17 protein-coding genes are annotated in these 24791 nt (G+C 74.4%); 8 read left to right on the top strand and 9 right to left on the bottom strand.

Annotated features, from left to right (window positions below):
- Positions 1-8: 8 nt before the first annotated feature.
- From pip to CFP66_RS42605, 3 genes are all read right to left on the bottom strand, one after another.
- Positions 9-959, bottom strand: a complete 951-nt coding sequence (gene pip / locus CFP66_RS42615) for a prolyl aminopeptidase (protein WP_094931070.1) — start codon at positions 957-959, stop codon at positions 9-11.
- Between the two features lie 128 nt (positions 960-1087).
- On the bottom strand, positions 1088-1909 hold the full coding sequence (locus CFP66_RS42610) for a bifunctional 2-polyprenyl-6-hydroxyphenol methylase/3-demethylubiquinol 3-O-methyltransferase UbiG (protein WP_198962058.1): 822 nt from the start codon (positions 1907-1909) through the stop codon (positions 1088-1090).
- A 46-nt stretch (positions 1910-1955) separates the two neighbouring features.
- Positions 1956-2993, bottom strand: a complete 1038-nt coding sequence (locus tag CFP66_RS42605) for a DNA polymerase IV (RefSeq protein WP_233160186.1) — start codon at positions 2991-2993, stop codon at positions 1956-1958.
- 129 nt (positions 2994-3122) lie between these two features.
- Here CFP66_RS42605 and CFP66_RS42600 point away from each other — a divergent pair, with 129 nt between their 5' ends.
- The gene (locus CFP66_RS42600; RefSeq protein ID WP_233160185.1) at positions 3123-4793 is read left to right on the top strand and encodes a S8 family serine peptidase; all 1671 of its coding nucleotides are present in this window, start codon (positions 3123-3125) and stop codon (positions 4791-4793) included.
- 4 nt (positions 4794-4797) lie between these two features.
- Here CFP66_RS42600 and CFP66_RS42595 read toward each other — a convergent pair whose 3' ends face one another.
- Together CFP66_RS42595 and CFP66_RS42590 are read right to left on the bottom strand one after the other, a co-directional pair.
- Complete coding sequence (locus CFP66_RS42595) at positions 4798-6258, bottom strand: hypothetical protein (RefSeq protein ID WP_198962057.1); 1461 nt, start codon at positions 6256-6258, stop codon at positions 4798-4800.
- A gap of 98 nt (positions 6259-6356) precedes the next feature.
- Positions 6357-8468, bottom strand: coding sequence for a SpoIIE family protein phosphatase (locus CFP66_RS42590; protein ID WP_143517590.1), 2112 nt, complete (start codon positions 8466-8468; stop codon positions 6357-6359).
- Between the two features lie 163 nt (positions 8469-8631).
- On the opposite strand from CFP66_RS42590, the gene CFP66_RS42585 reads away from it, so the two are divergent.
- Together CFP66_RS42585 and CFP66_RS42580 are read left to right on the top strand one after the other, a co-directional pair.
- Positions 8632-13080, top strand: coding sequence for a HAMP domain-containing protein (locus CFP66_RS42585; protein ID WP_094931066.1), 4449 nt, complete (start codon positions 8632-8634; stop codon positions 13078-13080).
- Positions 13077-13613: a two-component system response regulator gene (locus CFP66_RS42580; protein ID WP_233160184.1), complete on the top strand. Its 537-nt coding sequence runs from the start codon at positions 13077-13079 to the stop codon at positions 13611-13613. The genes CFP66_RS42585 and CFP66_RS42580 overlap by 4 nt, the downstream gene beginning before the upstream one ends.
- 205 nt (positions 13614-13818) lie before the next feature.
- Here the strand turns inward: CFP66_RS42580 and CFP66_RS42575 are convergent, their stop codons facing one another.
- Entirely contained in the window at positions 13819-14208 is a 390-nt protein-coding gene (locus tag CFP66_RS42575; RefSeq protein WP_094931065.1) for a VOC family protein, read from the bottom strand.
- A 19-nt stretch (positions 14209-14227) separates the two neighbouring features.
- Complete coding sequence (locus CFP66_RS42570; RefSeq protein ID WP_094931064.1) at positions 14228-15271, bottom strand: AbrB family transcriptional regulator; 1044 nt, start codon at positions 15269-15271, stop codon at positions 14228-14230.
- Here CFP66_RS42570 and CFP66_RS42565 point away from each other — a divergent pair.
- Together CFP66_RS42565 and CFP66_RS42560 are read left to right on the top strand one after the other, a co-directional pair.
- Positions 15256-15912 (top strand): hypothetical protein, encoded by a 657-nt coding sequence (locus CFP66_RS42565; protein WP_369805277.1) that lies wholly within the window; start codon positions 15256-15258, stop codon positions 15910-15912. The two genes, CFP66_RS42570 and CFP66_RS42565, sit on opposite strands and share 16 nt — an antisense overlap.
- Positions 15913-16128: 216 nt before the next feature.
- Positions 16129-16542: an STAS domain-containing protein gene (locus CFP66_RS42560; protein ID WP_158228437.1), complete on the top strand. Its 414-nt coding sequence runs from the start codon at positions 16129-16131 to the stop codon at positions 16540-16542.
- A gap of 24 nt (positions 16543-16566) precedes the next feature.
- On the opposite strand, the gene CFP66_RS42555 is transcribed toward CFP66_RS42560, so the two are convergent.
- Both CFP66_RS42555 and CFP66_RS42550 read right to left on the bottom strand, forming a co-directional pair.
- On the bottom strand, positions 16567-20877 hold the full coding sequence (locus CFP66_RS42555) for a SpoIIE family protein phosphatase (protein WP_094931061.1): 4311 nt from the start codon (positions 20875-20877) through the stop codon (positions 16567-16569).
- 9 nt (positions 20878-20886) lie between these two features.
- Complete coding sequence (locus CFP66_RS42550; RefSeq protein WP_094931110.1) at positions 20887-21903, bottom strand: SDR family NAD(P)-dependent oxidoreductase; 1017 nt, start codon at positions 21901-21903, stop codon at positions 20887-20889.
- 76 nt (positions 21904-21979) lie between these two features.
- Here CFP66_RS42550 and CFP66_RS42545 point away from each other — a divergent pair, with 76 nt between their 5' ends.
- The 3 genes from CFP66_RS42545 to CFP66_RS47660 form a co-directional block, all read left to right on the top strand.
- The gene (locus tag CFP66_RS42545; protein ID WP_094931060.1) at positions 21980-22342 is read left to right on the top strand and encodes a hypothetical protein; all 363 of its coding nucleotides are present in this window, start codon (positions 21980-21982) and stop codon (positions 22340-22342) included.
- A 30-nt stretch (positions 22343-22372) separates the two neighbouring features.
- Positions 22373-23227, top strand: coding sequence for an SDR family oxidoreductase (locus tag CFP66_RS42540; protein ID WP_094931059.1), 855 nt, complete (start codon positions 22373-22375; stop codon positions 23225-23227).
- Between the two features lie 931 nt (positions 23228-24158).
- The coding region (locus CFP66_RS47660) for a DUF222 domain-containing protein (RefSeq protein WP_143517589.1) at positions 24159-24791 on the top strand (633 nt) is incomplete at its 3' end.

Genomic DNA, 24791 nt, shown 5'->3' with positions numbered 1-24791 from the left:
GCGGGTGGTCAGCGGTCGGCGAAGCGGTCGAGGGCCTCGACCAGGTGCGCGCGCATCGTGTCGCTGCCGGTGTGCCCGGAGTCCTCGACGATCCGCAGCTCGGCGTCGGGCCAGGCGCGCGCGAGCTCCCAGGCCGTGTGCGGCGGGCCACCCATGTCGAGCCGGCCGTGGACGAGGACGCCGGGGATACCGGCCAGCCGCCCGGCGTCGCGCAGCAGCGCACCCTCCTCCAGCCAGGCGCCGTTCGAGAAGTAGTGGGTGCAGATGCGCACGAATGCCATCTGGGCGTCGGGCGGCCGGTTGCCGTAGGCGCCCGTGCGGGCGTTCGGCTCCGCCGAGATCACGGCGTCCTCCCAGGCGAGCCAGTCGAGCGTGGCACGCTCGCGCACCGCGGGGTCGGGGTGCGCGACGAGGCGGGCGTACGCGGCGACCAGGTCACCGTCGCGTTCGGATTCCGGCACGCCGTCCCGGAAGCGCTCCCACGCCTCGGGGTAGAAGCGCCCGACGCCGCGGTAGAGCCAGTCGATGTCCGCGCGGCGGGTCATCGTGACGCTGGGGATCACGATCTCCGAGACGCGGTGCGGGTACTGCTGCGCGTAGGCGAGGATGAGCGTCGAGCCCCAGGAACCGCCGTGCAGCAGCCAGCGGTCGACGCCCAGGTGCTCGCGCAGCCGCTCCATGTCGGCCACCAGGTGCGCCGTGGTGTTGACGCCCATGTCGGTGGCCGGGTCGGCGGCGTGCGGGGTGCTGCGCCCGCAGCCGCGCTGGTCGAACAGCACCACGCGGTAGCGCTGCGGGTCGAAGCCGCGCCGCTGCCCCGGCGTGCACCCCGACCCGGGCCCGCCGTGCACGACGAGCGCGGGCTTGCCGTCAGGGTTGCCGCAGGTCTCCCAGTGGATCCGGTTGCCGTCGCCCACGTCGAGCAGGCCCTGGTCATACGGTTCGATCGGCGGGTACACACGATCACGCTAGACGGTGGTCACGAACGTCGGCGGGGTGCGCGGGGCGGATCCGGGGGCGTGGCAGGAGACGGGTGCGCGAGCATCTCTCGGCGTTCCGCGGAACGCGGAGGCGGCGGCGAGGCAGCTCAGCGCCGCACGGCGAAGAGGATGTGGGTGCCGCCGTCGCGGGTGCCCGGCTCCGCGCACGCCGCGATCTCGTGCTCGAGGAAGCGGCGCCACCGCTCCCGGTCCGACTCGAGCCGGGCGAGCGTGTCCCGGTCGCCGAGGGAGGCCCAGTTGCTGGCGCTGCCGTCGAGGAGGGTGCCGCCCGCCTCGGTGACGAGCGCGACGACGTCGCCCCACCGGAACTTCCGGCACGGGACGGGTGGCGGGGCGTCGGTGTCCCCGCAGCCGGCCGCGGTCGCGTCGGCGGGGTCGCCGGTGTCGGGGAGGTGGTGGCGCCACGTGCCGAGCAGCGACACCACCGACGCGACGACCACGCCGCCCGGCACCAGGATGCGCAGCAGGCCGCGCAGGGCGTCGCAGCTGGCGACGGGCGTGGACGAGAGCGGCGCGCCGTAGGCGAGCACCGCGTCGAACTCGCCGTCGCGGTAGCGGCTGGTGTCGCGGACGTCGAGCAGCTCGCGACGCAGCACGCCGCGTTCGGCGGGGGTGCCGCGCAGGCGCCGACCGTGCGCGCTCAGGTGGGCGGGGGAGGCGTCGGTGGCGACGACCCGGCACCCCTGTGCGGCGAGCTCGGTGGTGAACCGGCCGGGGCCGGCCCCGACCTCCAGCACGTGCGCGCCCCGCGGTACGAAGCGGCGCAGGAACCGGCGGTGCACCTCGAGGCTGACGCGGCTCGTGGCGTCGGAGTCCTGCCGCGCCCACTCGCGATCGCCCAGCCGGTCGAAGTGCCGGCGCACCGCGCCGACGGCCGCACCATGTCGCGTCCGCCCCCGCAGCTCCACATGACCGAATCTGCGTGGTCGGGGCTGAGGAGCTTCTCAGCCGTTCTCATGGCCGGGCGAACTCGGCGCGCACGCCGAGCAGCCGCACCGGTCGTCGGGAGGTGAACTTCTCGAGGACGTCGAGGGCTGCGGCGGCAACGCGTTCGGCGTCGAAGGTGGGCGCCTCCAGCGTGGCGCTGCGGGTGTAGGTGGAGAACGGTGCGAAGCGGACCTTCACGGCCACGCGCGCCGCCGGGCGGTCCTCGGCGCGGATCTCGGCGGCCACCCGTCGGGCGAGTGCGGCCACCTCGGCGCGGACGTCGGCCCAGTCGCCGAGGTCGGTCTGGAAGGTCGTCTCGTGGCTGCGCGAGCGCGCGACCCAGGGAGTGCCCTCGACCGTGGCCCGCCCGATCCCCCGGCCGAGCTGCACGTACCAGGGCCCCAGCGCCGGGCCGAGCTCGGCGGCGAGTGCCGCCGGGTCGGTGGCGGCCAGCTCCCGCACCGTGTGGATGCCCCGGTCGGCGAGCTTGCGCGCGGTCTTCGCGCCGATGCCCCACAGCGCCCGGGTGGGGCGGTCGAACATCACCTCGGCCCAGTTCGCGGCCGTCAACCGGTAGGTGCCCTCGCCCGTGCCGGGTTTCGCGAACTCCGTGGCGATCTTCGCGCGGAGCAGGTTGTCGCCGATGCCGACCGAGCACTCCAGCCGGGTCGCGGCGAGAACGGCGGCCCGGATCGTGCACGCCAGTGCCTCCGGATCGTCGGTGTCGGCGCCGACGAACGCCTCGTCCCAGCCCAGTACCTCGACGACGACCCCGGGCTGGGCGTGCAGCACCGCCATGACCTGCGCCGACATCGCGTCGTAGTGGGCGTTGTCGGCGGGCAGGAAGACCGCGTCCGGGCAGCGCTTGGCCGCGGTGCGCATCGGCATCCCCGACCGGACCCCGAACTGCCGCGCCTCGTAGGAGGCCGTGGCCACGACCGCGCGCTGCGTGGGGTCGCCCTTCCCGCCGACGACGACCGGCCGCCCGGCCAGCTCCGGACGGCGCAGGACCTCGACCGCGGCCAGGAACTGGTCGAGGTCGACGTGCAGCACCCAGGAGGACACGGGTCCCAGTCTGGCGCGGACGACGCGTCGGCGCGGGGCGTCTTCCCCGGCGGCGTGCATCGGATGACCTAGGGTGACGCCGTTGTCGGCCCCGGCTTCCGGGGTTCTCGGGGGGAACCTGGAGGTCGTGTGAAGAGCCCTCGTGCATTCGGGCGCGCTGTGGTCGCCGCCGTCGCTTGCGTGGTCGTGCTGGGTGCGGCGTCGCTCGGCCCGAGCTCGGCGGTCGAGGCGCAGGCCGCACCGGGCTCGCCGCAGTTCACCGTCCTGCTCGACGCCGGTGCCGCCCACGATGCCGCCGTGGCCGCCGTCGAGGCGGCGGGCGGGCACGTCCTGCGGGAGAACGCCGCCGTCGGTGCGCTGGTGGTCGAGGCACCCGTGGCCGGGTTCGTGGAGCGGGTGTCCGCGGCGGAGGGGATCTTCGGCGCCACGCCGGCTCGTCCGATCGGGGGCACGACGGCGACGCGCCCTGGTGGGGCCGTGCCGGCCGCCTCGACGAGCGGCGCGCAGGGACCTCCGCAGGGCCCCACGGGGCTCGACCCGCTCGACGCGAGGCTGTGGGGCCTGTCCATGATCAAGGCCGACGCGGCGCGGGCCCAGCAGCCCGGTGACCCGCGCGTGCAGGTCGGCATCCTGGACACCGGCATCGACGCGAGCAACCCCGACCTCGCACCGAGCGTCGACGTGGCGTTGTCGCGCAACTTCGTCACCGACATCCCGACCGACCCGAGCGGCGGGGAGCTGGACGGGCCGTGCGAGTTCGACGGTTGCGTCGACCCGCCCGACCACGACGGCGGGGGCCACGGCACGCACGTCGCCGGCACGGTCGCGGCGGCGGCCAACGGGTCGGGGCTCTCCGGCGTGGCGCCGGGCGTCACGCTGGTGAACATCCGCGCCGGTCAGGACGCCGGCCTGTTCTTCCTCCAGCCGGTCCTCGATGCCCTGACCTACGGCGCCGACGTCGGCCTCGACGTGATCAACATGTCGTTCTACGTGGACCCGTGGCGCTACAACTGCACGAACAACCCGGCCGACTCGCCGGAGGCGCAGATCGCGCAACGCACCACGATCGAGGCGATGAACCGGGCGCTGGAGTACGCGCACGGCAAGGGCGTGACGCTCGTCGGGTCGCTGGGCAACGAGAGCGAGGACCTGGGTCGGCCCGGGACGGATCGTGAGAGCCCGAACTACCCGCCCGGCGCGACCTACGACCGCGCGATCGACAACGCGAGCTGCGTCGACCTCCCGGTGGAGGGACCGCACGTCATCGGCGTGTCGGCGGTGGGGCCCTCGGGGGCGAAGGCCGGGTACTCGAACTACGGCACCGAGCAGATCTCCGTGGCCGCGCCCGGCGGCTCGGCGAGCGCCGGCCGGCTGGAGGACCTCATCCTCTCCTCCTACCCGCAGCGCGTCCTGCAGGAGTCGGGCGACGTCGACGCGCAGGGCGCGGTGACCCCGCAAGGCGCGGCACAGGGGGTGCAGAGGGCGTGTCACGGCAACGCGTGCGGCTACTACACCTACCTGCAGGGCACCTCGATGGCCTCGCCGCACGTCACGGGTGTCGCGGCGCTGGTGGTGAGCCGGCACGGCACCGAGGACCCGCAGCACCCGGGGCAGCTGACCCTGTCACCGGACGTCGTCGAGCAGGCGATCACCGCGTCCGCGGCGCAGGTCGCGTGCCCGGCGCCCACGGCCCCGGAAGCCGGAGCGGCCGCGCCCTGCGAGGGCGATCCGGCGTTCAACGGGCACTACGGGCACGGCATCGTCGACGCGCTGGCCGCCCTCACCGCTCCCACGTCCTGACCCGTCACTCCGCAGGCGGCGGCTCGATCTGCCGCACCACCGACGAGGCCATCCGCAGGGAGCCGATGCCGGTGGGGTGGAAGGGGAACGGTTCGGACATGCCCTGCAGGTCCGGGCCGAGCCCGTCGGTGCCCTTCTCGCACAGCAGGCCCAGCGCCGGGTGGGCCACGGCGAAGCCGTACTTCTGCGCACCGGCCACGAGCACGGCGTTGAGCTGTTCGTTGCGGTCGGTGAGCAGATCGATCTTCTCGGGGTTCAGGCCGGGGTAGCCCTCGGCGCGGGTGTCGGCGCAGTCGGCATCGGGTGGGAAGGCGCCGTAGGAGGTCATGACGATGATCTGCGGGCTGCCGGGCAGGTCGTTGAGGTCGATCAGCAGGTCGCCGTACACCCGGTCGAACGCGGCGAGCCGGTAGTCGAACTCGCCCTGGGTGAGCCGGTCCGAGCAGTCGTCGACGCCGTAGCAGTAGCGCAGGAAATCGGTCCAGCCGACGTCGTTGGGGCCGATCGCGACGACGACGAACCGCAGGTCCTGCGCCTGCTTGAGCACACCGACCTGCGGGGGCACCGATCGGCCGCCCTGGTCCTGGGGGCCGCGCAACCCGCTGGTGATGGTGGCGCTGGGGCAGGCCAGGTTGAGCACCTGCGCCGAGGTCAGGTGGCCGATCTCCGCGGCGAGCGAGTCGGTGCTGCGCGCGCAGGCGACGTCGTCGGGGGTGGCGTCGGGAACCGGTGGGCCGCCCAGCCGCACGGCGCGCGAGTCGCCGATCACGGCGCCGTCATAGCCGGTGATCGGCGGGCCGACCGGGTCGGGGGTGAGGTGGTAGGCACCGACGAGCTGGGCGAGCGAGGTGACCCCGCGCAGGCCCGACACGGTGCCGCCGACCGCGAGCGCCCCCGACACCAGCCACGCGAGCACCGCGGTGACCAGCGCGATCACCGTCATCCGGCGGGCCGCCCGCACGCAATAGGAGAAGATCTCGTGCAGCGGTTCGTGGTCGCCCCCGTGGGTGCGGCTCTGGCGCCGCAGCACGACGAGGGTGCGCAGGCCCGCGGCGCCCGCGGCGGCGGTGATCGTGAAGGCGATCAGTCCGAGCCCGCCCAGGACGTACCAGGTCAGGAACCCCCCGGTGACGGCGGAGAGCGCCTCGTCGCGGGCCTGCGGGCCGTCGCTGGGGTCGAACACGCTGGCGGCGGCGGCGTTGCGCTGCACCGGCCCCATCGTCAGCTCGGGGCGCAGCGGGCCGTAGACGTGCATCCGGTCCACGTCCAGCGCGGTGTTGCCGACCTGCACGAGCCGGGCCGGGCCGGCCACCGAGAGGTCCGGCGGCCGGGCGCCCACGCTGATGTGCTGGCCGAACGCCACGAGGTCCTGCGAGGGGGTGAGCGTGACCGTGACCGGGATCCCCACGCCAAGGCAGAACAGCACCAGCAGGAGCGTCGGCCAGGAGCGGAGCTCCCGGAGCACGCTCCGCCTGCTCCGCTTCGCGTCCAGCGGTCCTCCTCCTGGGTGCTCGGGGCCCCCAGGATGCGTCACCCGGGGCCACCGAGGCTACGACCGACTGGTTACGGGGCGGCTCGCACCGCAAGCAGGGCCACGTCGTCGTCCAGGGGTTCTGCGCTGAAGCGCTCCACCGCTTCCCGCACCGCGCCCACCACCTGCACCGCGGGCTTGCCCGCTGCACCCGCCGCGACGGCGAGGAGGCGCTCGGCGCCGAACTGCTCGCGTCCCCTGCGGCGCTCGGTGACGCCGTCGGTGTAGACGAGCAGGGTGTCGGCGGGCCCCATGCGGTGGCGGGTGCAGCTCAGGCGCACCGAGGGCACCAGCCCGACCGCCGTGCCGAACGTGCCGATCAGCTCGGCCGTGCCGTCGGCGCGCACCAGCACCGGTTGGACGTGCCCGGCGAGGGCGAGCTCGACGTCCAGCCCGCCGCGGGAATCGCCGCTCCCGCCCGGGCCCCGCCTGCGCCTGCTCACCATCGCGGCGGCGAGCGTGCAGAACTGCAGGGGGTCGTCGGCCTCGATCATGACCTCGTTGAGCATCTCGATGGCCCGTGGCAGGGAGCGGTCGTCCCGGACCAGCACCCGCAGCACGTCGCGGACCAGGCCGGTGCGTGCGGCGGCCCGCGCACCCTTGCCGCAGACGTCGCCGATCGACACCAGCCACTGCGACGGGTCCACGGTGAGCACGTCGTAGAAGTCGCCGCCGACGTCGGAGCCGGAGCTCGCGGGCAGGTACTCCGAGGCGAACTCGACGCCCGGCACGACCGGCAGGGCGCGGGGGAGCAGGGCCTGCTGCAGCGCCTGCGACACGGCGACGTGCGCGCCCGTGCTCTGCGCGTTGTGGATCGCGAGCGCCGCGCGGCGGGCGACGTCACCGGCGAGCACGACGTCCTCCGGGCTGTGCGGGCGCCCGTCGGGCCGGCCGACGAGGAGGGTGCCCAGGGTCCGGCCCCGCGCGCGCAGGGGGAGGGCGATCCCGTCGGTGGGCACGGCGAAGCGCACCGCCGAGCTGCCGTCGCGGACCACTTCGGCGAGGCGGTGGCGCAGCTCGCCGGGCAGGCCGGGGCTGCCGTTCGGGTCCAGGACGCCGCGCAGTTCGGGGAGGGCGTCCTCGAGGGCGTGCGTGAGGGCCGCGAGCTGCAGCGCGCCGGAGGAGTCGACGAGGTGCACCGCGCACCAGCGGCCCAGCCGCGGCACGACGACCTGCGGGACCACGGTGACGGCGAGGTCGACGTCGAGCGACTGCCCGAGCAGCTCGCTGGTCTCGGCGAGGTAGGTCATCCAGGCACGCCTGCGCTGGTCCACCCCGCGCAGCCACTGCGACTCGACGGCCATCGCCACGCGGTAGGCGATCAGCTCGGTGAGGTCGCGGGTCCGGTCGGGGTCCGAGGACGCGGAGCCGCCGTGGCGGTGCAGCACCCGCAGCACGCCGCGCAACGGGGCGGTGGTCGGCAACCGCACCTCGACCGTGCGGCTCAGGTGCTGGATGCTGCCGCCCACACCGCCCTGGACGCCGTCCCGGGCGACCTCGCGCGCGCCGGTGCCGTCGCCCTCGTCGACCTCGACGCTCACGGACTCGGCGTCGAGCAGCTCGCGCAGCCTGCGGACGAGCTCGGCCACCAGCTCGGCGGGCTCGAGCCGGTCGACCAGCCCCGGGGGGACGTGCAGCAGCCACCGGGCCTGCTCGGCGGTGGTCCACACGCGCTCGGCGTCCGGCGGTGCCGGTGGCACCTCGGGGACGGCGGGCCGGTCCACCCGCGCGAGGGAGAACCACGTGACGTGGCGCCCGTCGGCCTCGTGACGGGTGCCCCACACGGTGGCGAGGCGCTGCACGAGCGCGAGCCCGCGCCCGTGGCTGGCGGCGCGGCCGTAGCGCTGGCGCGGCTGCGAGAGGTGGATCTCGAGCGGCCCGGCACCCCGGTCGGTGACCTCGACGCTGATCTCGGTCTCGGTGACGGTGAGCGCGACCTCGAACTCGGTGCCCGCGTGCAGCACGGCGTTCTCGCACAGCTCGCTGGCCAGCAGGATCACGGTGTCGATGAGGTCGGCGAGCCCGCTGTCCTCGGGGCCGCCGTCCTCGAGCTCGCGCAGCGCCTCCTGGAGCATCCGCCGGGCTCGACCGGCGGATCGGGCGTCCGGCGGCAGCCTGGTCCGCCGCTCGAGCTGAACGGGCACGGCGTGCAGTCTGCACCGTTGCGCCGCCGGGCGCTCGGGGCGGGACCGGAGGGGGTCCGGCGCGGGGTGGATCGTCTAGGGTCGGACAGGTGCGGCGGCCGCGCCGGTGCCACGGCGCGCGCCCGTGCCCGGCCGCCGGTCCGAGCATGGGAGGACAGCCGTCATGAGCACGAGTCCGCGCCAGAGCACCGAGCCGAGCGGCGGTGCGCCACCTCCTGCGGAGAGCGCGCTGCTGGCCGAGCTCGCCGATGCGCTGCGCCAGGTGCGGCAGGGGCGGTTCGACGTGCGGTTGCCGCGGGGCACCGGCCTGCCGGGCGAGGTGATCGACGAGTTCAACGAGCTCGTGGCGATGCAGGAGCGGCGCAACCGCGACCTGCTGCGGATCGGACGCGTGGTCGGCCGCGAGGGGCGGATGTCCGACCGGCTCGACGAGGAGGCCTACGACGGGGCGTGGGCCGAGGGCATCCAGGCCGTCAACAGCCTCGTCGACGACCTGGTCGCGCCCACCGCGGAGATCGCGCGCGTGATCGAGGCCGTGGCCGAGGGCGACCTCTCCCAGCACATGGCGCTGGAGATCGAGGGCCGGCCGCTGCGCGGCGAGTTCCGGCGCATCGGCCGCACCGTCAACACGATGGTCGACCAGCTGTCGAGCTTCGCCGACGAGGTCACGCGGGTGTCGCGCGAGGTGGGCACCGAGGGCATGCTCGGCGGGCAGGCCGACGTCCGCGGCGTCGCCGGTACGTGGCGGGCCCTCACCGACTCGGTGAACACGATGGCGAGCAACCTCACCAACCAGGTCCGCTCGATCTCCACGGCCGCCACGGCCATCGCCCAGGGCGACCTGTCGCGCAAGATCACGGTGAACGCCCGCGGTGAGATCGCGGAGCTGGCCGACACGATCAACTCGCTCACCGACACGCTGCGCCGCTTCGCCGACGAGGTCACGCGGGTGGCGGTCGAGGTGGGCACCGAGGGGCGCCTGGGCGGCCAGGCTGCGGTGCCGAACGTCGCGGGCACCTGGAAGAACCTCACCGACGCGGTGAACCTGATGGCGGCCAACCTCACCGACCAGGTGCGCGGCATCGCCTCGGTGGCCACGGCGGTGGCGAGCGGGGACCTCAGCCAGAAGATCGTCGTGGACGCGCGCGGCGAGATCCTGGAGCTCAAGTCCACCGTGAACACGATGGTCGACCAGCTGTCGAGCTTCGCCGACGAGGTCACGCGGGTGGCGCGCGAGGTGGGCATCGAGGGCAAGCTGGGCGGCCAGGCCGCGGTGCCCAACGTGTCCGGCACCTGGCGGCACCTCACCGAGAACGTCAACGAGCTGGCGGGCAACCTCACGGCGCAGGTGCGCAACATCGCCCAGGTCACCACGGCGGTGGCTCGAGGCGACCTGAGCCAGAAGATCACGGTGGACGCCCAGGGAGAGATCCTGGAGCTCAAGTCCACGGTCAACACGATGGTCGACCAGCTGTCGAGCTTCGCCGACGAGGTCACGCGCGTGGCGCGGGAGGTGGGCACCGAGGGCAAGCTGGGCGGCCAGGCGGAGGTGCAGGGCGTCGCGGGCACGTGGCGCGACCTCACCGAGAACGTCAACCAGCTCGCCGGCAACCTCACGGGGCAGGTGCGCAACATCGCTCAGGTCACCACGGCGGTGGCGCAGGGCGACCTGAGCCAGAAGATCACGGTGGACGCCCGGGGCGAGATCCTGGAGCTCAAGTCGACCGTGAACACGATGGTGGACCAGCTGTCGAGCTTCGCCGACGAGGTCACGCGCGTGGCGCGCGAGGTGGGCACCGAGGGCAAGCTGGGCGGTCAGGCGGAGGTCAAGGGCGTCGCCGGCACGTGGCGCGGCCTCACCGACAACGTCAACTACATGGCGTCGAACCTCACCGGGCAGGTGCGCAACATCGCTCAGGTCACCACGGCGGTGGCGCAGGGCGACCTGAGCCAGAAGATCACCGTGGACGCGCGCGGGGAGATCCTGGAGCTCAAGTCCACCGTCAACATCATGGTGGACCAGCTGTCGTCGTTCGCGGACGAGGTCACGCGCGTGGCGCGCGAGGTGGGCACCGAGGGCAAGCTGGGCGGCCAGGCCACGGTGAAGGGCGTCGCGGGCACGTGGCGCGACCTCACCGAGAACGTCAACCAGCTCGCCGGCAACCTCACCGACCAGGTGCGCAACATCGCCCAGGTCACCACGGCGGTCGCGCGGGGCGACCTGAGCCAGAAGATCACGGTCGACGCCCGCGGCGAGATCCTCGACCTGAAGTTGACCGTGAACACGATGGTGGACCAGCTGTCGTCGTTCGCGGACGAGGTCTCGCGGGTGGCGCGCGAGGTGGGCACCGAGGGCAAGCTCGGGGTGCTGGCGCGGGTGCGCGGCGTCTCGGGCACCTGGCGCGATCTCACCGAGAACGTCAACCAGCTGGCGGCCACCCTCACCACGCAGCTGCGGGCGATCTCCGAGGTGTCCACGGCCGTGGCGAGCGGCGACCTCACGCAGCAGATCACGGTGGCGGCCCGCGGGGAGATCGCCGACCTCAAGGACACGATCAACCAGATGATCGCCGCGTTGCGCGCCACCACCTTGGAGAACGCCGAGCAGGGTTGGTTGGACTCCAACCTGGTGCGCATCGGCGGGCTCCTGCAGGGGCAGCGCGACCTGCGCGAGGTCTGCCAGATGGTGATGAACGAGGTCGCGCCGCTGGTGAACGCCCAGGTGGGTGCGTTCTTCCTGGCCGCGGAACCGGCCGTCATGACCGGCACCGACCCCGACCGCTGGGTGATGTGCGGGGGCTACGCGATGAGCGCGGGCGATCCGCCGCTGTCGTTCGGTCCGGGTGAGGGGCTCGTCGGGCAGGCGGCCGCCACCCGCCAGAGCGTGCTCGTCGAGAACGTCCCGGCCGACTACCTGCCGATCCGCTCGGCCGTGGGCGCCGCACCGCCGCGCGCGGTCGCGGTGCTGCCCGTGCAGTTCGAGGGGGAGTGCCTCGGGGTGATCGAGCTGGGATCGGTGGTGTCGTTCTCGTCGCTGCACCTGTCGTTCCTGGAGCGCCTCGTGGCCACCATCGGGGTCACGATCACGACGATCCGGGCCAACCGGCGCACCGAGGAGCTGCTGTCGCAGTCCCAGGGCCTCGCCATGGAGCTGCAGGACCAGTCGGCGGAGCTGCAGCGCGCGAACGCGGAGCTGGAGGAGAAGGCCGAGCAGCTGTCGAAGCAGAACCGCAACGTCGAGATCAAGAACATGGAGATCGACGCGGCGCGCCGCGGTGTGGAGGAGAAGGCGCAGCAGCTGGCCCTGGCCAGCCAGTACAAGTCGGAGTTCCTGGCGAACATGAGCCACGAGCTGCGCACCCCGCTGAACTCGCTGCTCCTGCTCTCGCGGCTGCTCGCCGACAACCCCAACCACAACCTCACCGACAAGCAGATCGAGTTCGCCAGCACCATCCACAGCGCCGGCTCGGACCTGCTGCGGCTCATCGACGACATCCTCGACCTGTCCAAGATCGAGGCCGGACGCGTCGACGTCGAGCCCGCCCCGGTGGACCTGGGGCAGGTCCGCTCCTACGTGGAGCAGGCGTTCCGGCCGCAGGCCGAGGAGAAGGGCCTCCAGCTGCGTGTGGAGGCGGCGGGCGAGCTGCCCGAGCAGATGACCACCGACGTGGCGCGGCTGCAGCAGGTCCTGCGCAACCTGCTGGCCAACGCCGTGAAGTTCACCGACTCCGGCGAGGTCAGCCTCACTGTCGCGCCCGTGCCCTCGGGCACGTTGCACGGCGTGCCGGCGCTGGACTCGGCCCGCACTGTGATCGGGTTCGCCGTGGCCGACTCGGGGATCGGCATCCCGCAGGACAAGCTCGAAATGATCTTCGAGGCGTTCCAGCAGGCCGACGGCACCACGAGCCGCAAGTACGGGGGCACCGGCCTGGGCCTCTCGATCTCCAAGGAGCTGGCGCGGATGCTGGGCGGCAAGATCGAGGTCACCTCGGAGCCGGGCAGCGGTTCGGTCTTCACCCTGCTGCTGCCCGACGAGCTGCCCCCGGTCACCGCGGCCGCGGCGCGGATGGCACCGCGGCAGGTGCCCGCGCTCGCGCTGCCCGCCGCCACCGAGCCGCCCCGTCCCCCGACCACGGGCAACCCGATCCTGCGCACCGCTCCCGGCGGGCCCGCGGGAGTGCGCTCGGCTCCGGAGCTGGCCGGTGTCACGGTCCTGATCGTCGACGACGACGTGCGCAACGTGTTCGCCCTGACCAGCGCGCTCGAACTGCACGGGCTCACCGTGCTCTACGCCGACAACGGCTCCGAGGGGATCCGGTTGCTCACCGAACACCCCGAGGTGGACGTCGTGCTGATGGACGCGATGATGCCGGACCTGGACGGCAACGAGACGACGCGCCGCATCCGCGAGCTGCCGTTGGGCCGCGAGCTGCCGGTGGTGTTCCTGACCGCCAAGGCGATGCCCGGCGACCAGGAGTCCAGCCTGGCGGCAGGCGCCACCGACTACGTCACGAAGCCGGTGGACCTCGACGAGCTGCTCCGGCTGATGGCGTCGTGGGTGGCGCCGCGGCGGGGGCGGGCGAGCACCGTGGGTGCGGGCGGTAAGCGGTGATCCGCCAGACCGCACGCGTGCTGGCGGTGGACGACCGCCGGGAGAACCTGCTCGCCCTGCAGGCGATCCTCGAGGGCCTGCCCATCGAGCTGGTGCCCGTCACCAGCGGTGAGGACGCGCTCAAGCGGCTGCTCGTCGAGGACTACGCGGTGATCCTGCTCGACGCGCACATGCCCGGCATGGACGGGTTCGAGACCGCGGGCCACGTCAAGCAGCGCGAGCGCACCCGGCACATCCCGATCCTGTTCCTCACAGCCGTCGACTACGACCCGCACCTGGCCTTCCGCGGGTACCAGGCGGGCGCGGTGGACTACATCACCAAGCCGTTCGACCCGTGGGTGCTGCGCTCGAAGGTGGCGGTGTTCGTCGACCTGTGGTCCACGCACACCCAGCTCAGCGACCGGGCTGCGGAGTGCGGTGTGCTGCGCGGAGCGATCGACGACGCGCTGGAGCTGCTGGAGAGCGGCGATCCCGCCGACCTCGCCACGGCCCGCACCCGGCTGGCGGCCGTGCGGGGGTCCCGGTTCGGCTGATCCCATGGAGGGGCCCCGGCCGGTCGGGGGACGGCCGGGGCCCGGTGCGGGGTGGTCAGGGGAGGGGCGTCACCTGCGGAAGGCGTCCTTGACCTTGCCGCCGAGCTCCTCGAGTTTGTGGTCCATCTTGTCGTCGGTGCCCATGCGATCCGGGTTCCCACACCCAGGGGAATACACACACCACAACCCGCTGATCGGGTGAATCTCAGGCGCGAACCAGGCAGAAGGGGTGGCCGGCCGGGTCGAGGTAGACGCGGAACGTCTCCCCGGGCGGCTGGACGTCGTGCTTGCGCGCTCCCAGCGCGAGCACCGCCGGCTCGGCGGCGTCCAGGTCGGGCACCTCGAAGTCCAGGTGGATCTGCTGGGGCTGCTCGTCGCCGGGCCACTCGGGGGACACGTGACCGGGCGCGCGCTGGAACGCGAGCGCCACCCCACCGGTGGGGGCGAGCTGGACCCAGTCCTCGTCGTGCTGCGCGATCGGTGCGCCGATGAGGGAGCTGTAGAAGGCGGCGAGCCCGCGGGGGTCGCGACAGTCGAGCGCCACGACGTCGAGCGTGGCGATGGCGGTGGCGGGAGGGGGTGCGGAGGTCGTCATGGTCGGCGACGGTAGCGCGTCAGGGCCGGGCGGCCAGCCGTGCGACCGCGGGCGCGACCAGCAGCATGACCACGACGCGCAGTACCTGCACGGCCACGACGAAGGTGACGTCGGTACCGGCGGAGATCGCGGTCGCCAGCACCGCGTAGACGCCGCCGGGCGTGGTGGCGAGATAGCCCTCCAGCAGGCTCGCGCCGGTGAGGGCGGACAGCGCCAGCCCCAGCCCGGCACAGGCGAGGACGACGACGGCGATGAGCGCCGTGGCCGGCAGCAGCACGCCGAGCACCGTGCGCAGGCTCTCGCGGGTGAACCGGACGCCCGCCTGCCAGCCGATCACGGCGTAGGCCAGCTCCACGATCAGCGTGGGCGGGGTGGCCCCGAACGACCAGCCGGTGAGGTTCGCCGCGATGGCGAACACCATCGGCCCGAGCAGCGCGCCGGCCGGCACCCGCGCCAGGCGGGCGAGGGCACTGCCACCCACCGCGCAGACCAGCAGGAACCCCACGTCGAGGGCGAACGGGGTAGGGGCGGCCTCCGCTGCCGCGGGGCCGCTCGGTGCCGCCGCGAACCCGATGGCCGCGACGACCGGCATGGTGGCCGTGACCAGCCCGACCCTCAGGTACTGCACGACCGCGACGACACGCTCGTCGCCGCCCAGCTCCCGGCTCACCGCGACCAGACCGGACGCGCCGCCCGCCGTGAGCGCCAGCATCCCGGTGACCGGCGAGACCCCGCGCCGCAGCCCCAGCAGCAGCCCGGCGCCCATGCTCACGGCGAGGGTCCCGGCGACGGCCAGCAGCACGGGCGCCCACTGCGGCGCGAGCCCGGCCAGCGTGCCGGGCTGGGCGAGCACACCGATCACGACGCCGATGACGGCCTGCGCCGCCCCGGTGGCGGGGCGCGGCACCGTGGAGGGCGCGAGGCCACCCAGGGCCAGCGCCGTGGCGACGAGCAGGCCGGCGAACAGTGCGGGGGAGGGTACGTCCAGCGCCGCCATGGCGGCCGTGCCCGCGACGGTGAGTACGACCATCGCGAGCCAGCGCACCGATTCCCGCGACGTCATCGACCTCGATCCTCGACCATCCGCACCCCGGGTGCTCGACCGGTCCGGGTGGTCCTGCTCACCCTCGGCATCGCACGACACCGACGACGCGGCGCGCGCCCTCGCGCTGCGGTGGGCGCAGGCCCGCGCCGGCCTCGCCGAGCAGGGGGTCGACGCCGCGACGCTGGACGCGCTGGCCGCGGCCGTCGACGACGGCCCGCCTGCGGTGGGGCGGGCCGGAGGTCGCGGAGCGGGTGGACCGGCACGTCTCGGCGACGGGTGCGAGCGTCCTGGTCGTCGCGGGCGATCCGCGCTCGCGTTCCCGCCTCGTCGATGCGCTGGGGGAGGGCGTCGCCGCGGTGCTCGCGGCGCTGCGCGCCGAGGCCGTCGACACGCTCCTGCTCGACGCCGGCGTCACCCGCGAGGCCACGGTGTGGATCTCCGACGCGCCGGGCCAGGTGGCCGAGTCCGCCGACGACCTGCGGGCCGCCGGCTCGGAACCGAGCGGGGAGGCTCCGGTGGACGCGGCGCTGCTGCGGGCGGCCGCGGGCACCGGCGCCGCGTTCGTCGCGATCGGCGGCGGCCGGACCGGACCGGTCGGCCGCCCGCTCGACGACGGAGTCGGCGCCCTGCTGCGCTACCCGCTGCCGACCGGCGCGTGAGGCGCCATCCCGAGGTGTCGCCCATCGGGGAATCGATCAAACCGGAGGCCGGAACGGCGACCGAGAGTGACGACCGGGGCACTCACTCGCGTGATCAACTGCTCCAGCCGGGTGGGCGTCACTTGCCACACCCCCCGGGCGGGTGCAATGTGGGCCGCGCGAGCACGTCCCCGCAGCGCACCACTCGCGCGCCCCGCGAGTACGGAACGGGATGGCATGACCCACGGATTCGAGCTCCCCGCCGGCGCCGGCCGCTGCGGCGGACGCGAGTCAGGCTCCGCGGGCCTGCTGCGCGTCGTGGTGTCGGAGTCGCGGCCCGGGGTGCTCGTCGTGTCGCCCATCGGCGAGATGGACGTCGGTACCGCCGACATCCTGCGCGACGCCGCGCGCGACGCGGTGGCGTCGGGGCCGCGTTGCCTCGTCGTCGATCTCACCGGCCTCACCTTCTGCGGCTCCACCGGCCTGGTCGTGCTGCTCGACGCCTGCCGCTGGGCCGAGGCGGCCGGCGTGCGCTTCAGCACCGTGGACGGCCCGCGGATCGTCCGTCGGGTGCTCGAGATCACGCAGCTCGGACCGGTGCTGGGCCACCGGGAGTGCCTCGACGATGTGCTGTGCGAGCTCGACTCCTGATCCCCCGGTCCGTTCGGTGGCCGGTCAGCCGTCCGAGTCGTCGACCTCGAGCAGGTCGTCCACCCCGCTGAGGGCCAGCGCCCGCCGCACGACGTCGGCCGGGGCGACGAGCAGGCGCAGCCGCCCGCCCGCGGCACGGATCGCCCGGTCGGCCTCCACGAGCAGCGCGATCCCGGCGCTGGCCAGGTAGGTGGTGCCCCGCAGGTCCACCGTGAGCTCGTCGCCCGCGGCCGCGGCCGCCAGGAGCTCGTCGCGCACGCACCGCACGCCCGCCAGGTCCAGCTCGCCGTGCAACCGGACGGACCGGGTGCCCCGGTCCGTCCCGGGGTGCAGCGCCGCCGGTCCGGCCGGCGCGGGCCGTGTCGCGGGCTCGGGGGGCGGTGGCCGGCGATCCGAGGGCGGCACGGTGAACCGCACCTCCGTGCCGCCCGGGCCGTGACGCAGCTGCATCCGGCTGCTCACGTCCCGGATGAGCTCCAGCCCGCGGCCCCGGTAGCCCTTGTCGTCAGGCATGGGTCGCCAGCTGCCCTCGTCGCGCACGTGCGCGCGGACCCCTCCGTCGGGATCGCGCTCGAGCTCGACGGCCATCGGGCCCGCCGCGCGCCCGCGGTAGGCGTGCTCCACGGCGTTGGCGGCCGCCTCGCCCACGGCGAGCTGCAGGTCGTAGACGTCCTCGTCGTCCATGCCTGCCGCAGCGGTCCACGAGAGCAGCACGGCCCGCAGTTCCCGTAGGACCGCGGCCTCGGCGGGCAGCTCCACGCGCAATGGCGCGGGCGCGAGCCGCGCGACGATGAGCGCGACGTCGTCGGCCGGATCGGGCTCCTCCCCGCCGGCGTCGGGATCGGGGGCGAGCGCCCCGGCGAGAAGGGCGTCGGTCAACGGGCCCGGGGCGAGCGCGTGGTTCTGCGCCGCGAGCGCGGCGAGCCGGTCGATCCCGTCGTCGACGAACTCCCCGCGCCGTTCCACGAGGCCGTCGGTGTAGAGCACGATGGTCTCGCCGGGCTCGAGGGAGCCCGTGCCCGCGGTGTACGCGGGCCTGCCGCGCACGCCGAGCACCGTGCCGGACGCGTCCTCCAGCGGCCGGCAGCCGTGCGGGCCGGCGATGAGCGGCGGCGGGTGCCCGGCGCGGGCCCAGCGCAACCGTCCGGTCCCGGGATCGAGCACGAGGCAGGCCACCGTGCTCCCGGTGGCCCCCTGCACGCGGCCGGCGAAGCGGTCCAGCCGTTCGAGGGCCTGCTCGGGTTCGTGGCCCTCGAGGAGGTAGCCCGACAGGGCGCTGCGCAGCTGCCCCATGATCGCGGCGGCTCGCGCGCCCTGGCCGACGACGTCACCGACCGCGATCGCCACCCGGCCGTCGTCGAGCGGCAGTACGTCGTACCAGTCGCCGCCGGCCTGCGCACCCCGCGCGCCGGGCAGGTACCGGGAGGCCAGCGGGAGCCGGTCGAGGCGGGGCAGGGTGGGGGGAAGCAGGCTGGTCTGGAGCGTCTCGGCGATCAGCCGCCGCTCGTCCGCCGTGGCGGCGCGCTCGAACGCGGGTGCGGCCTGGGCGACGAGGGCGAGCATGAAGTCGCGCTCGTCGGCGGGGAAGGTCCGCTCCGTGCGGAAGGCGAGCCCGATCGTGCCGACCACGCGCCCAGCGGCGGTGAGGGGCAACGTCGCGGCGGCGTGCTGGCCGTCCGCGGTGGCCTGCGCGACGAGGTGCGGCCACCCCTGCGTCCATTCGTCCCGGCCACGGATCCACACGGGTTCCCCGGTGCGCACGGCCTCGGCGACCGGACCCTCGTCGTCGGGGCGCGCCACGGCGATCACCTCGTACTGGGCCGGCCCGTAGCCGTCGGCGTGGACGAGGCGGATGCCGCGCTCGGGGTCGGCCAGGTGCACGCTGACGGCGTCGGCACCCAGCACACCGGGCAGCCGCGCGACGAGCAGCCGGGCCGCCTCGGCGACGCTGCCCGCCGACGCCAGGTCGGCGCTGACCTGCTGCAGGTGCCGTTCCCGGGTGCGCTGGCGGTCGGCGGCCAGCATCAGCGACGCCCGCCGGCCCAGCTCCGCGGCGAGGTCCAGCTCGCTGGGGTGGTAGTAGCGGCTGCCCGCGAAGTTCAGGAAGCCGAGGAGGCCGACGACCCGCTCGCCGATCCGCAACGGGACCGCGAGGACGTTGTTCACCCCCAGCGTGGTGCGCGCCGCCGCGTCAGGTGCCGACGATCGGCGCAGCTCGTCGGTGATCGGCACGACGACCGGGAGGCCGGGCTCGAGCGCCGCCTGCACCGAGGGAGGCAACCGGGTCGGGTCGAGCGCACGCAAGGCGTCGACGACCGACGGGTCGTCGTGGGCGACGGCCACCAACCGCAGGAGCCCGTCCGGCCCGACCATCGACACCACCGCGGCATCGCCCAGGTCGGGAACCACGAGGTGGGCCAGCCGGCGCAGCCGTTCGTCGGCGCTGCCCCCGTCCGCGACGAGGCGCCCGCTCTCGGCGAGCACCGCGGCCGAACGCTCGGCGCGGCGCTGCTCGGTGACGTCGACGGTGAGACCCTGCGCCGCGACCGGGGTGCCGTCCGCGCGGGTGACGACGTGCACGACCTGGTGCAGCCACACCACCCTGCCGTCGATCGACACGGCGCGGTAGGTGAGGTCGTGGTCGAGGCCCGCGGCGGTGCGGTCGCTCGTGGCCGCCAGCGTCTCGGCGCGATCATCGGCATGGATGATCGCGGGCCAGAACTCCGGGTCGTCGCACCAACGGGCGGCGGGATGGCCCAGCAGCTCCTCGGCCCGGTCGGACACGAACGTGAACCGCAGCCGGCGGGTGTCGGGCTGCCACTGGGCCTCCCAGACGATCGCCGCCAGACCCTGCACCATCGCGCGCATGCGGGCGGCCGCCGCCTCGGAGGCCGCGTCGCGGCGGATCCGCTCGGCGTGGCGCTCCTCGGTGACGTCGACCGTGGTGCCGAGGAATCCGGTGACCGTGCCCGCGGCGTCGCGCAGCGGGCGCGCGGTGGCGCGGACGTCGCGCACCGCGCCGTGGCCGACTATGCGATAGGTGGCGTCCCAGACGGCGCCGTCGCGCACGGCGGCGTTCCACCCCGCCACCGTCGCGTCCCGGTCGTCGGGGTGGATCCCCTCGGTCCATGCCGCGCCGGAGAGCCCGTGCGCCGGCAGGCCCCACAGCTGCGCCACCTGCTCGTTGACGAACGTCGTGGCCCCCCTGCGGTCGGCCACCCAGATCCCGACCGGCGCCTGGGACAGCAGCGTGCGGTAGCGCTCGCCGTCGTCGGAGGGGTGCGCGCCGGAGTGGCCGCGCCGCACGGAGGCGACGCGGTCGGCGTCGGCGATCGTCGCGGAGGCCGCGGCCGCGACGTCCTCGAGGAACCCGAGCTGGGCGTCGTCCAGCGGGAGATAGGGGGTGGTGCCGAGGACGAGTGCCCCGGCGGGCGGGCGACCGTCGGCCCCGCCCAGCGGCAGCACGACCGCGGTGTCCGGGGTGAGGGGGCCGGGCGCGTGCGGGGGCGCTGCGAACGTGCCGGGGAAGCGCTCGCTCAGCCCGCCGACCACCACGCGGCGGCCGGTGTGCAGCGCCTGCTGGACCGCGGACCCGGCGCCGTCGGGCCCGGGGAGCACCGGTATCGGACCCGTGACCCCGTACGCCGCGGCCACGCGCAGGGGCGCGGTGCCGTCGGGCCCGTCGGCCCGGTACGCCACGGCGAAGGGGACGTCGCGGCGGGCGCGGGAGAGCGCGTCGAGCACGGCGCTGGCGATGGCGTCGGTCGCGGGGTCCCCCACACCGGGCCCCGCCGCGTCCAGCCGCACCGGCGAGAGCCCGCCGATCGCCCCGATGGTGGCGCGCCTGCGCTCGCCGAGCACCCGCTCGGTCGTCTCGGTGGCCGTGGTGAACACGCCGAGCACCGTGCCGTCCTCGTCCCGGACCGGTGAGTGCGCGAACGTCCAGTAGGTCTCCTCCGGCCGGCCGCCCCGGTGCAGCAGCAGCGGCCGGTCCGTGCCGGCGGCGGCGCCGTCGTCGGCGAGGACCTGGCGCAGCGCCGGTCCGAGCATGGGCCAGGCCTGCGCGAAGCCGTGCTCGCCCGGGGCACCGAGCGCCGCCGGGTGCGCATCCCCGGCGTGCGCGGCGAACGCGTCGTTGTAGAGCACCAGGAGGTCGGGGCCGCACCAGACGAGCATCGGGGACCGCGACTCCAGCATCAGCGCGACGGCCGCGCGCAGCGGGCCCGGCCAGCCGGCGACCGGGCCCAGGGGAGTGGCGGACCAGTTTCGGCCGCTGACGAGCCTGCCCAGCTCTCCGGCCGCGGCACCGAAGGGGAGCTGCCGGGCGGCGGTCACGCCCGGAGTCTAGGACCGACCTCCCGGGCGTGCCCGGCGGCCGTCGGTGGCGCGCCACCGACGCGCCGCGGTGACGCACAGGGCGCCCGCTGCCGCCGCGACCCATCCCGCCGTGCGCCTGCGCCGCTCCCGGCGCGCGCCGCCCCACCCCCCGTCGACACCGGCCGGCGCGGCGCCCGGGACGTGCAACGCACCCGACGTCGGGGGCACCGCGCCGTCGTGGCGAAGGGACCGTTCCACGTCGAGGGCGAGCACCCGCTCCGCGAACCGCGGCGCCACGATGTGCTGCAGCACGAACGCACGGCCGAGCACCCCTCCCGCCACCACCTCGCGCCGCGGCCTGCGCAACTGCCCGACGATCACGCGGGCGACGCGTTCGGCGCTGTAGACCGGTGGCGGGGGCTGCGGCACCCGCCCGCTGTGGTTGGCCGCGGCGGCGTAGATCGGGGTGTCGACCGCCGCCGGCAGCACCGTGGAGATCGAGACCCCGCGGACGGCACGCAGCTCCTCGCGCAGGGCGACGCTCAGGCCGCGGATCGCGAACTTCGACATCGTGTACGCCGAGCCGTAGGGCTGCGCGATCCGCCCGAGCAGCGAGGAGACGTTCACCAGCACCCCGGCGTCCTGCGCCACGAAGCGGGGGAGCGCGGCCCGTGCCCCGTGCACGTAGCCGAGCAGGTTGATCTCCAGCACCCGGCGCAGGTCGGCGAGCGGCACGTCGAGCAGCGAGCCGAACATCGTCACCGCCGCGCAGCTGACCCACCCGTCCAGCCGGCCGAAACGCTCCACGGTGGCGCGGGCGGCGGCCTCGACCGCGTCCGCGTCGCTGACGTCGGTCGGCACGACGAGCGTGCGCCCGTCCGTCCCCGCCGCCGCGGCGCACTCGGCCGCCACCTGCGCGAGCGCCTCGTCGCGGCGCGCCAGCAGCGCGAGCCGCGCGCCCTGTGCGGCCAGCTCCACCGCGGTCGCGCGGCCGATACCGCTGGACGCCCCGGTCACCACGATCACGCTGCCGTCGATGCGCACGCCGTGGCGATACCCCGGGGCGCGCACCCCACACGCCCGGGTTTGATCGGCCGGGACGGAGGGCACCTCGACCGGCATGCGCTACCTCCCGCGGGTCCTGGGTGTGCTCACTGCCACCTACAGCGTGGCGATCGCGGTGCGGCCGGTGCTGCTCGCGCGGCCCTGCGGGCTGACCCGCGGCGCGAACGTCGACCCCGGCGTCCGCGTGCTCGTCGGCGGCATCGGCGCCCGCGATGCCGCGATCGGCACGGCGATGGTGCTCGCCCCGCGCGGCCCGGCCCTGCGGGTCGCCCTGGCCGCGCGGGTGGCCGCCGACGCCGCCGACGCCCTGGTGTTCGGCACGCAGCTGCCCGCGCGCGACCGCAGGCCGAAGGTCGTCGCGTTCGCGCTGTCCTGGGCGGCGCTGTGCGCGCTGTCGGCGCGCTGGGCCGACCGCTGACCCACCCGTCTCGAGAGAGGACACGACCGGATGTCAGACCCGACACCTCCCGCGCAGCAGCAGACCCCGCCCGGCGAGACCGGCGAGATGGCGCCCGAGCCCCGTGACGAGATGCGCGACTGGACGGGCCGCGGCCTACTGGCCGGCAAGGTCGCGCTCGTCACCGGGGGTGACTCGGGCATCGGGCGCGCCGTGTGCGCCGCCTTCGCCAAGGAAGGCGCCGACGTGGCGCTGGCCTACCTGGACGAGGACGCCGACGCCGAGCACACCGCGACGCTCGTGCGGGCGCAGGGCAGGCGCTGCCTGCTGCTGCGGGGCGACCTCGCCGAGGCCGCGCAGTGCGTCGACGTCGTCGAGCGCACCGTCGCCGAGCTGGGCCGGCTCGACGTCGTGGTCAACAACGTCGCCACCCAGGAGCCGGTCGACTCCCCCGAGGAGATCACCGACGAGCGGTGGACGCACACGTTCGACATCAACATCCACAGCTACTTCCGTGTGACGAAGGCGGCGCTGCCGCACCTGGGCGAGGGCAGCGCGATCATCAACACCAGCTCGATCAACGGGCTGCGCGGCAACAAGAGCCTCATCGACTACTCGGCCACGAAGGGCGCGATCAACGCCCTGACCTACTCGCTGGCCCAGTCGCTCGTCGACCGCGGGATCCGGGTCAACTGCGTGGCCCCCGGCCCGGTGTGGACACCGCTGATCCCGGCGACGATGCCGCCCGAGAAGGTGGAATCGTTCGGGAAGCAGGTGCCGATGGGCCGAGCCGCGGACCCCGACGAGATCGCCCCGTCGTACGTGTTCTTCGCCGCCGGCCGGCTCTCGAGCTACTACACCGGCGAGATCCTGGCCCCGATCGGCGGGGAGACGCTCCCGGGCTGAGCCGTCCCCTTCGCGCCGCGTCGGCGGCTGCGGCAAGCAGGGCGGCAACCACGCGAGGTGCTCGATCCGGCGGCCCCGTTGCGTCTCTGCGCGACGAGCGGGACGTGAGCGGGGTCGCGCCCGTGATCGTGCGGTGGGCGGGCCGTGCCCGGCTCGCTGCACCCGGTCCGCCGTCCTGACCCGGCGTGCCGGTCGATCCCACCCGTTCGCCTCGACCGCCGCAGCGCCGGGGTGGTCGGGTTGGTGGAACTACCGATTAGCGTGGTGGTCCGGGCAGCCGTTCCCGACTTGGGCGCAGGCCCGTTGGGGGACGAGCACGTTGCGGCCGGGTGCCTGCGCCCCTGGCTGTGGTCCCGCTCCACCCTCCCCGCACTATTGATTAGTGTCGTCGCGTTCCGCGGAACGCGGCCGTCGAGCGACCCGGGTCCCGCCGTCGCGTTCCATTCGCGCCGGGGTGTGATCGTCTTTCGACGGCCCTTTCCCGTGTGTGCGCGACGAGCGAGACGTGAGCGGGGTTGCGCCCGTGATCGAACCCCGCTCACGTCTCGCTCGTCGCGAGAACTTGCAGTGGGCGGGCCGTGCCCGGCTCGCAGCACCCGGCCCGCCATCCTGACTCGGCCTGCCCGGCGATCTCCACCTGTTCGTCTCGACCGTCGCGTTTGCGGGGTGGCCGGGTTGGTGGAACTGCCGGATATAGCGTGGGTCGTCCGGGCGGCCGTTCCCGGGCCGTTCCCGACTTGGGGCAGGCCTGTTGGTGGACGAGCACGTTGCGGCCGGGTGCTGGCGCGCCTGGCGGTGGTCGCGTTCCTTCCCTTCCTGTTGTGATCGTAATTGTGTCGCGTTCCGCGGAACGCGCTCGCCCAAGAATTGTCGGACCCCGATGCCATCCTGAACAGGAAAACAGCAGTTCACACTCCTGTGGAGGTTCCCGGTGTCGGTGATCGCGCTCCTCACCCCGTTGCAGGCGATGAGCCTTCGTGATCTGGAAACGGAACTGCTCAGCCTGGCCGGGCACATCGCGGCTGCGGAGTGCCGGTTCCTGCAGTTCCTGGCCGAGTTCGATGATCGGGAGGGTTGGGCGGGGCCGGGGATCCGGTCGTGTGCGCACTGGTTGTCGTGGCGGGCGGGGATGAGCGTGCGTACCGCGGTCGAGTACCTACGCGTCGCGCACGCCCTGGCGCGGCTGCCGCGGATCAGTGAGGCGTTCGCTGCGGGGCGGGTTTCCTACTCGAAGGTCAGGGCTTTGACCCGGGTCACCGGTACCGACACCGCGGCGTTGACTCGGATCGGGGCGGCGATCGCCGCGGGTGAGCCGGAACTGCGTCATGTCGCGGTCGCGGACGCGGAGACCGCGGAGCAGGTGCTGCTGGACCTGGCGTTGTCGGGGACTGCCGGTCATGTGGAGACGGTGGTGGCGGCGGTGCGGCGCCGCTGCACCCCACCGGTCGACGCCGCGGCGCGGCGAGGCGTGTCCTGGCATTGGGACGGTGACGGGTCGTTGGTCGTGCGGTCCAGGTTCACCCCCGAGGTTGGTGCCGCCCTCATCGCCGCCATCGACGCCCAG

Source organism: Pseudonocardia sp. MH-G8, from assembly GCF_002262885.1.
In the GTDB taxonomy this organism is placed as follows: domain Bacteria; phylum Actinomycetota; class Actinomycetes; order Mycobacteriales; family Pseudonocardiaceae; genus Pseudonocardia.
Note: the sequence above shows the minus strand (reverse complement) of the source record. Positions and strands in the feature narration are given on the sequence as shown.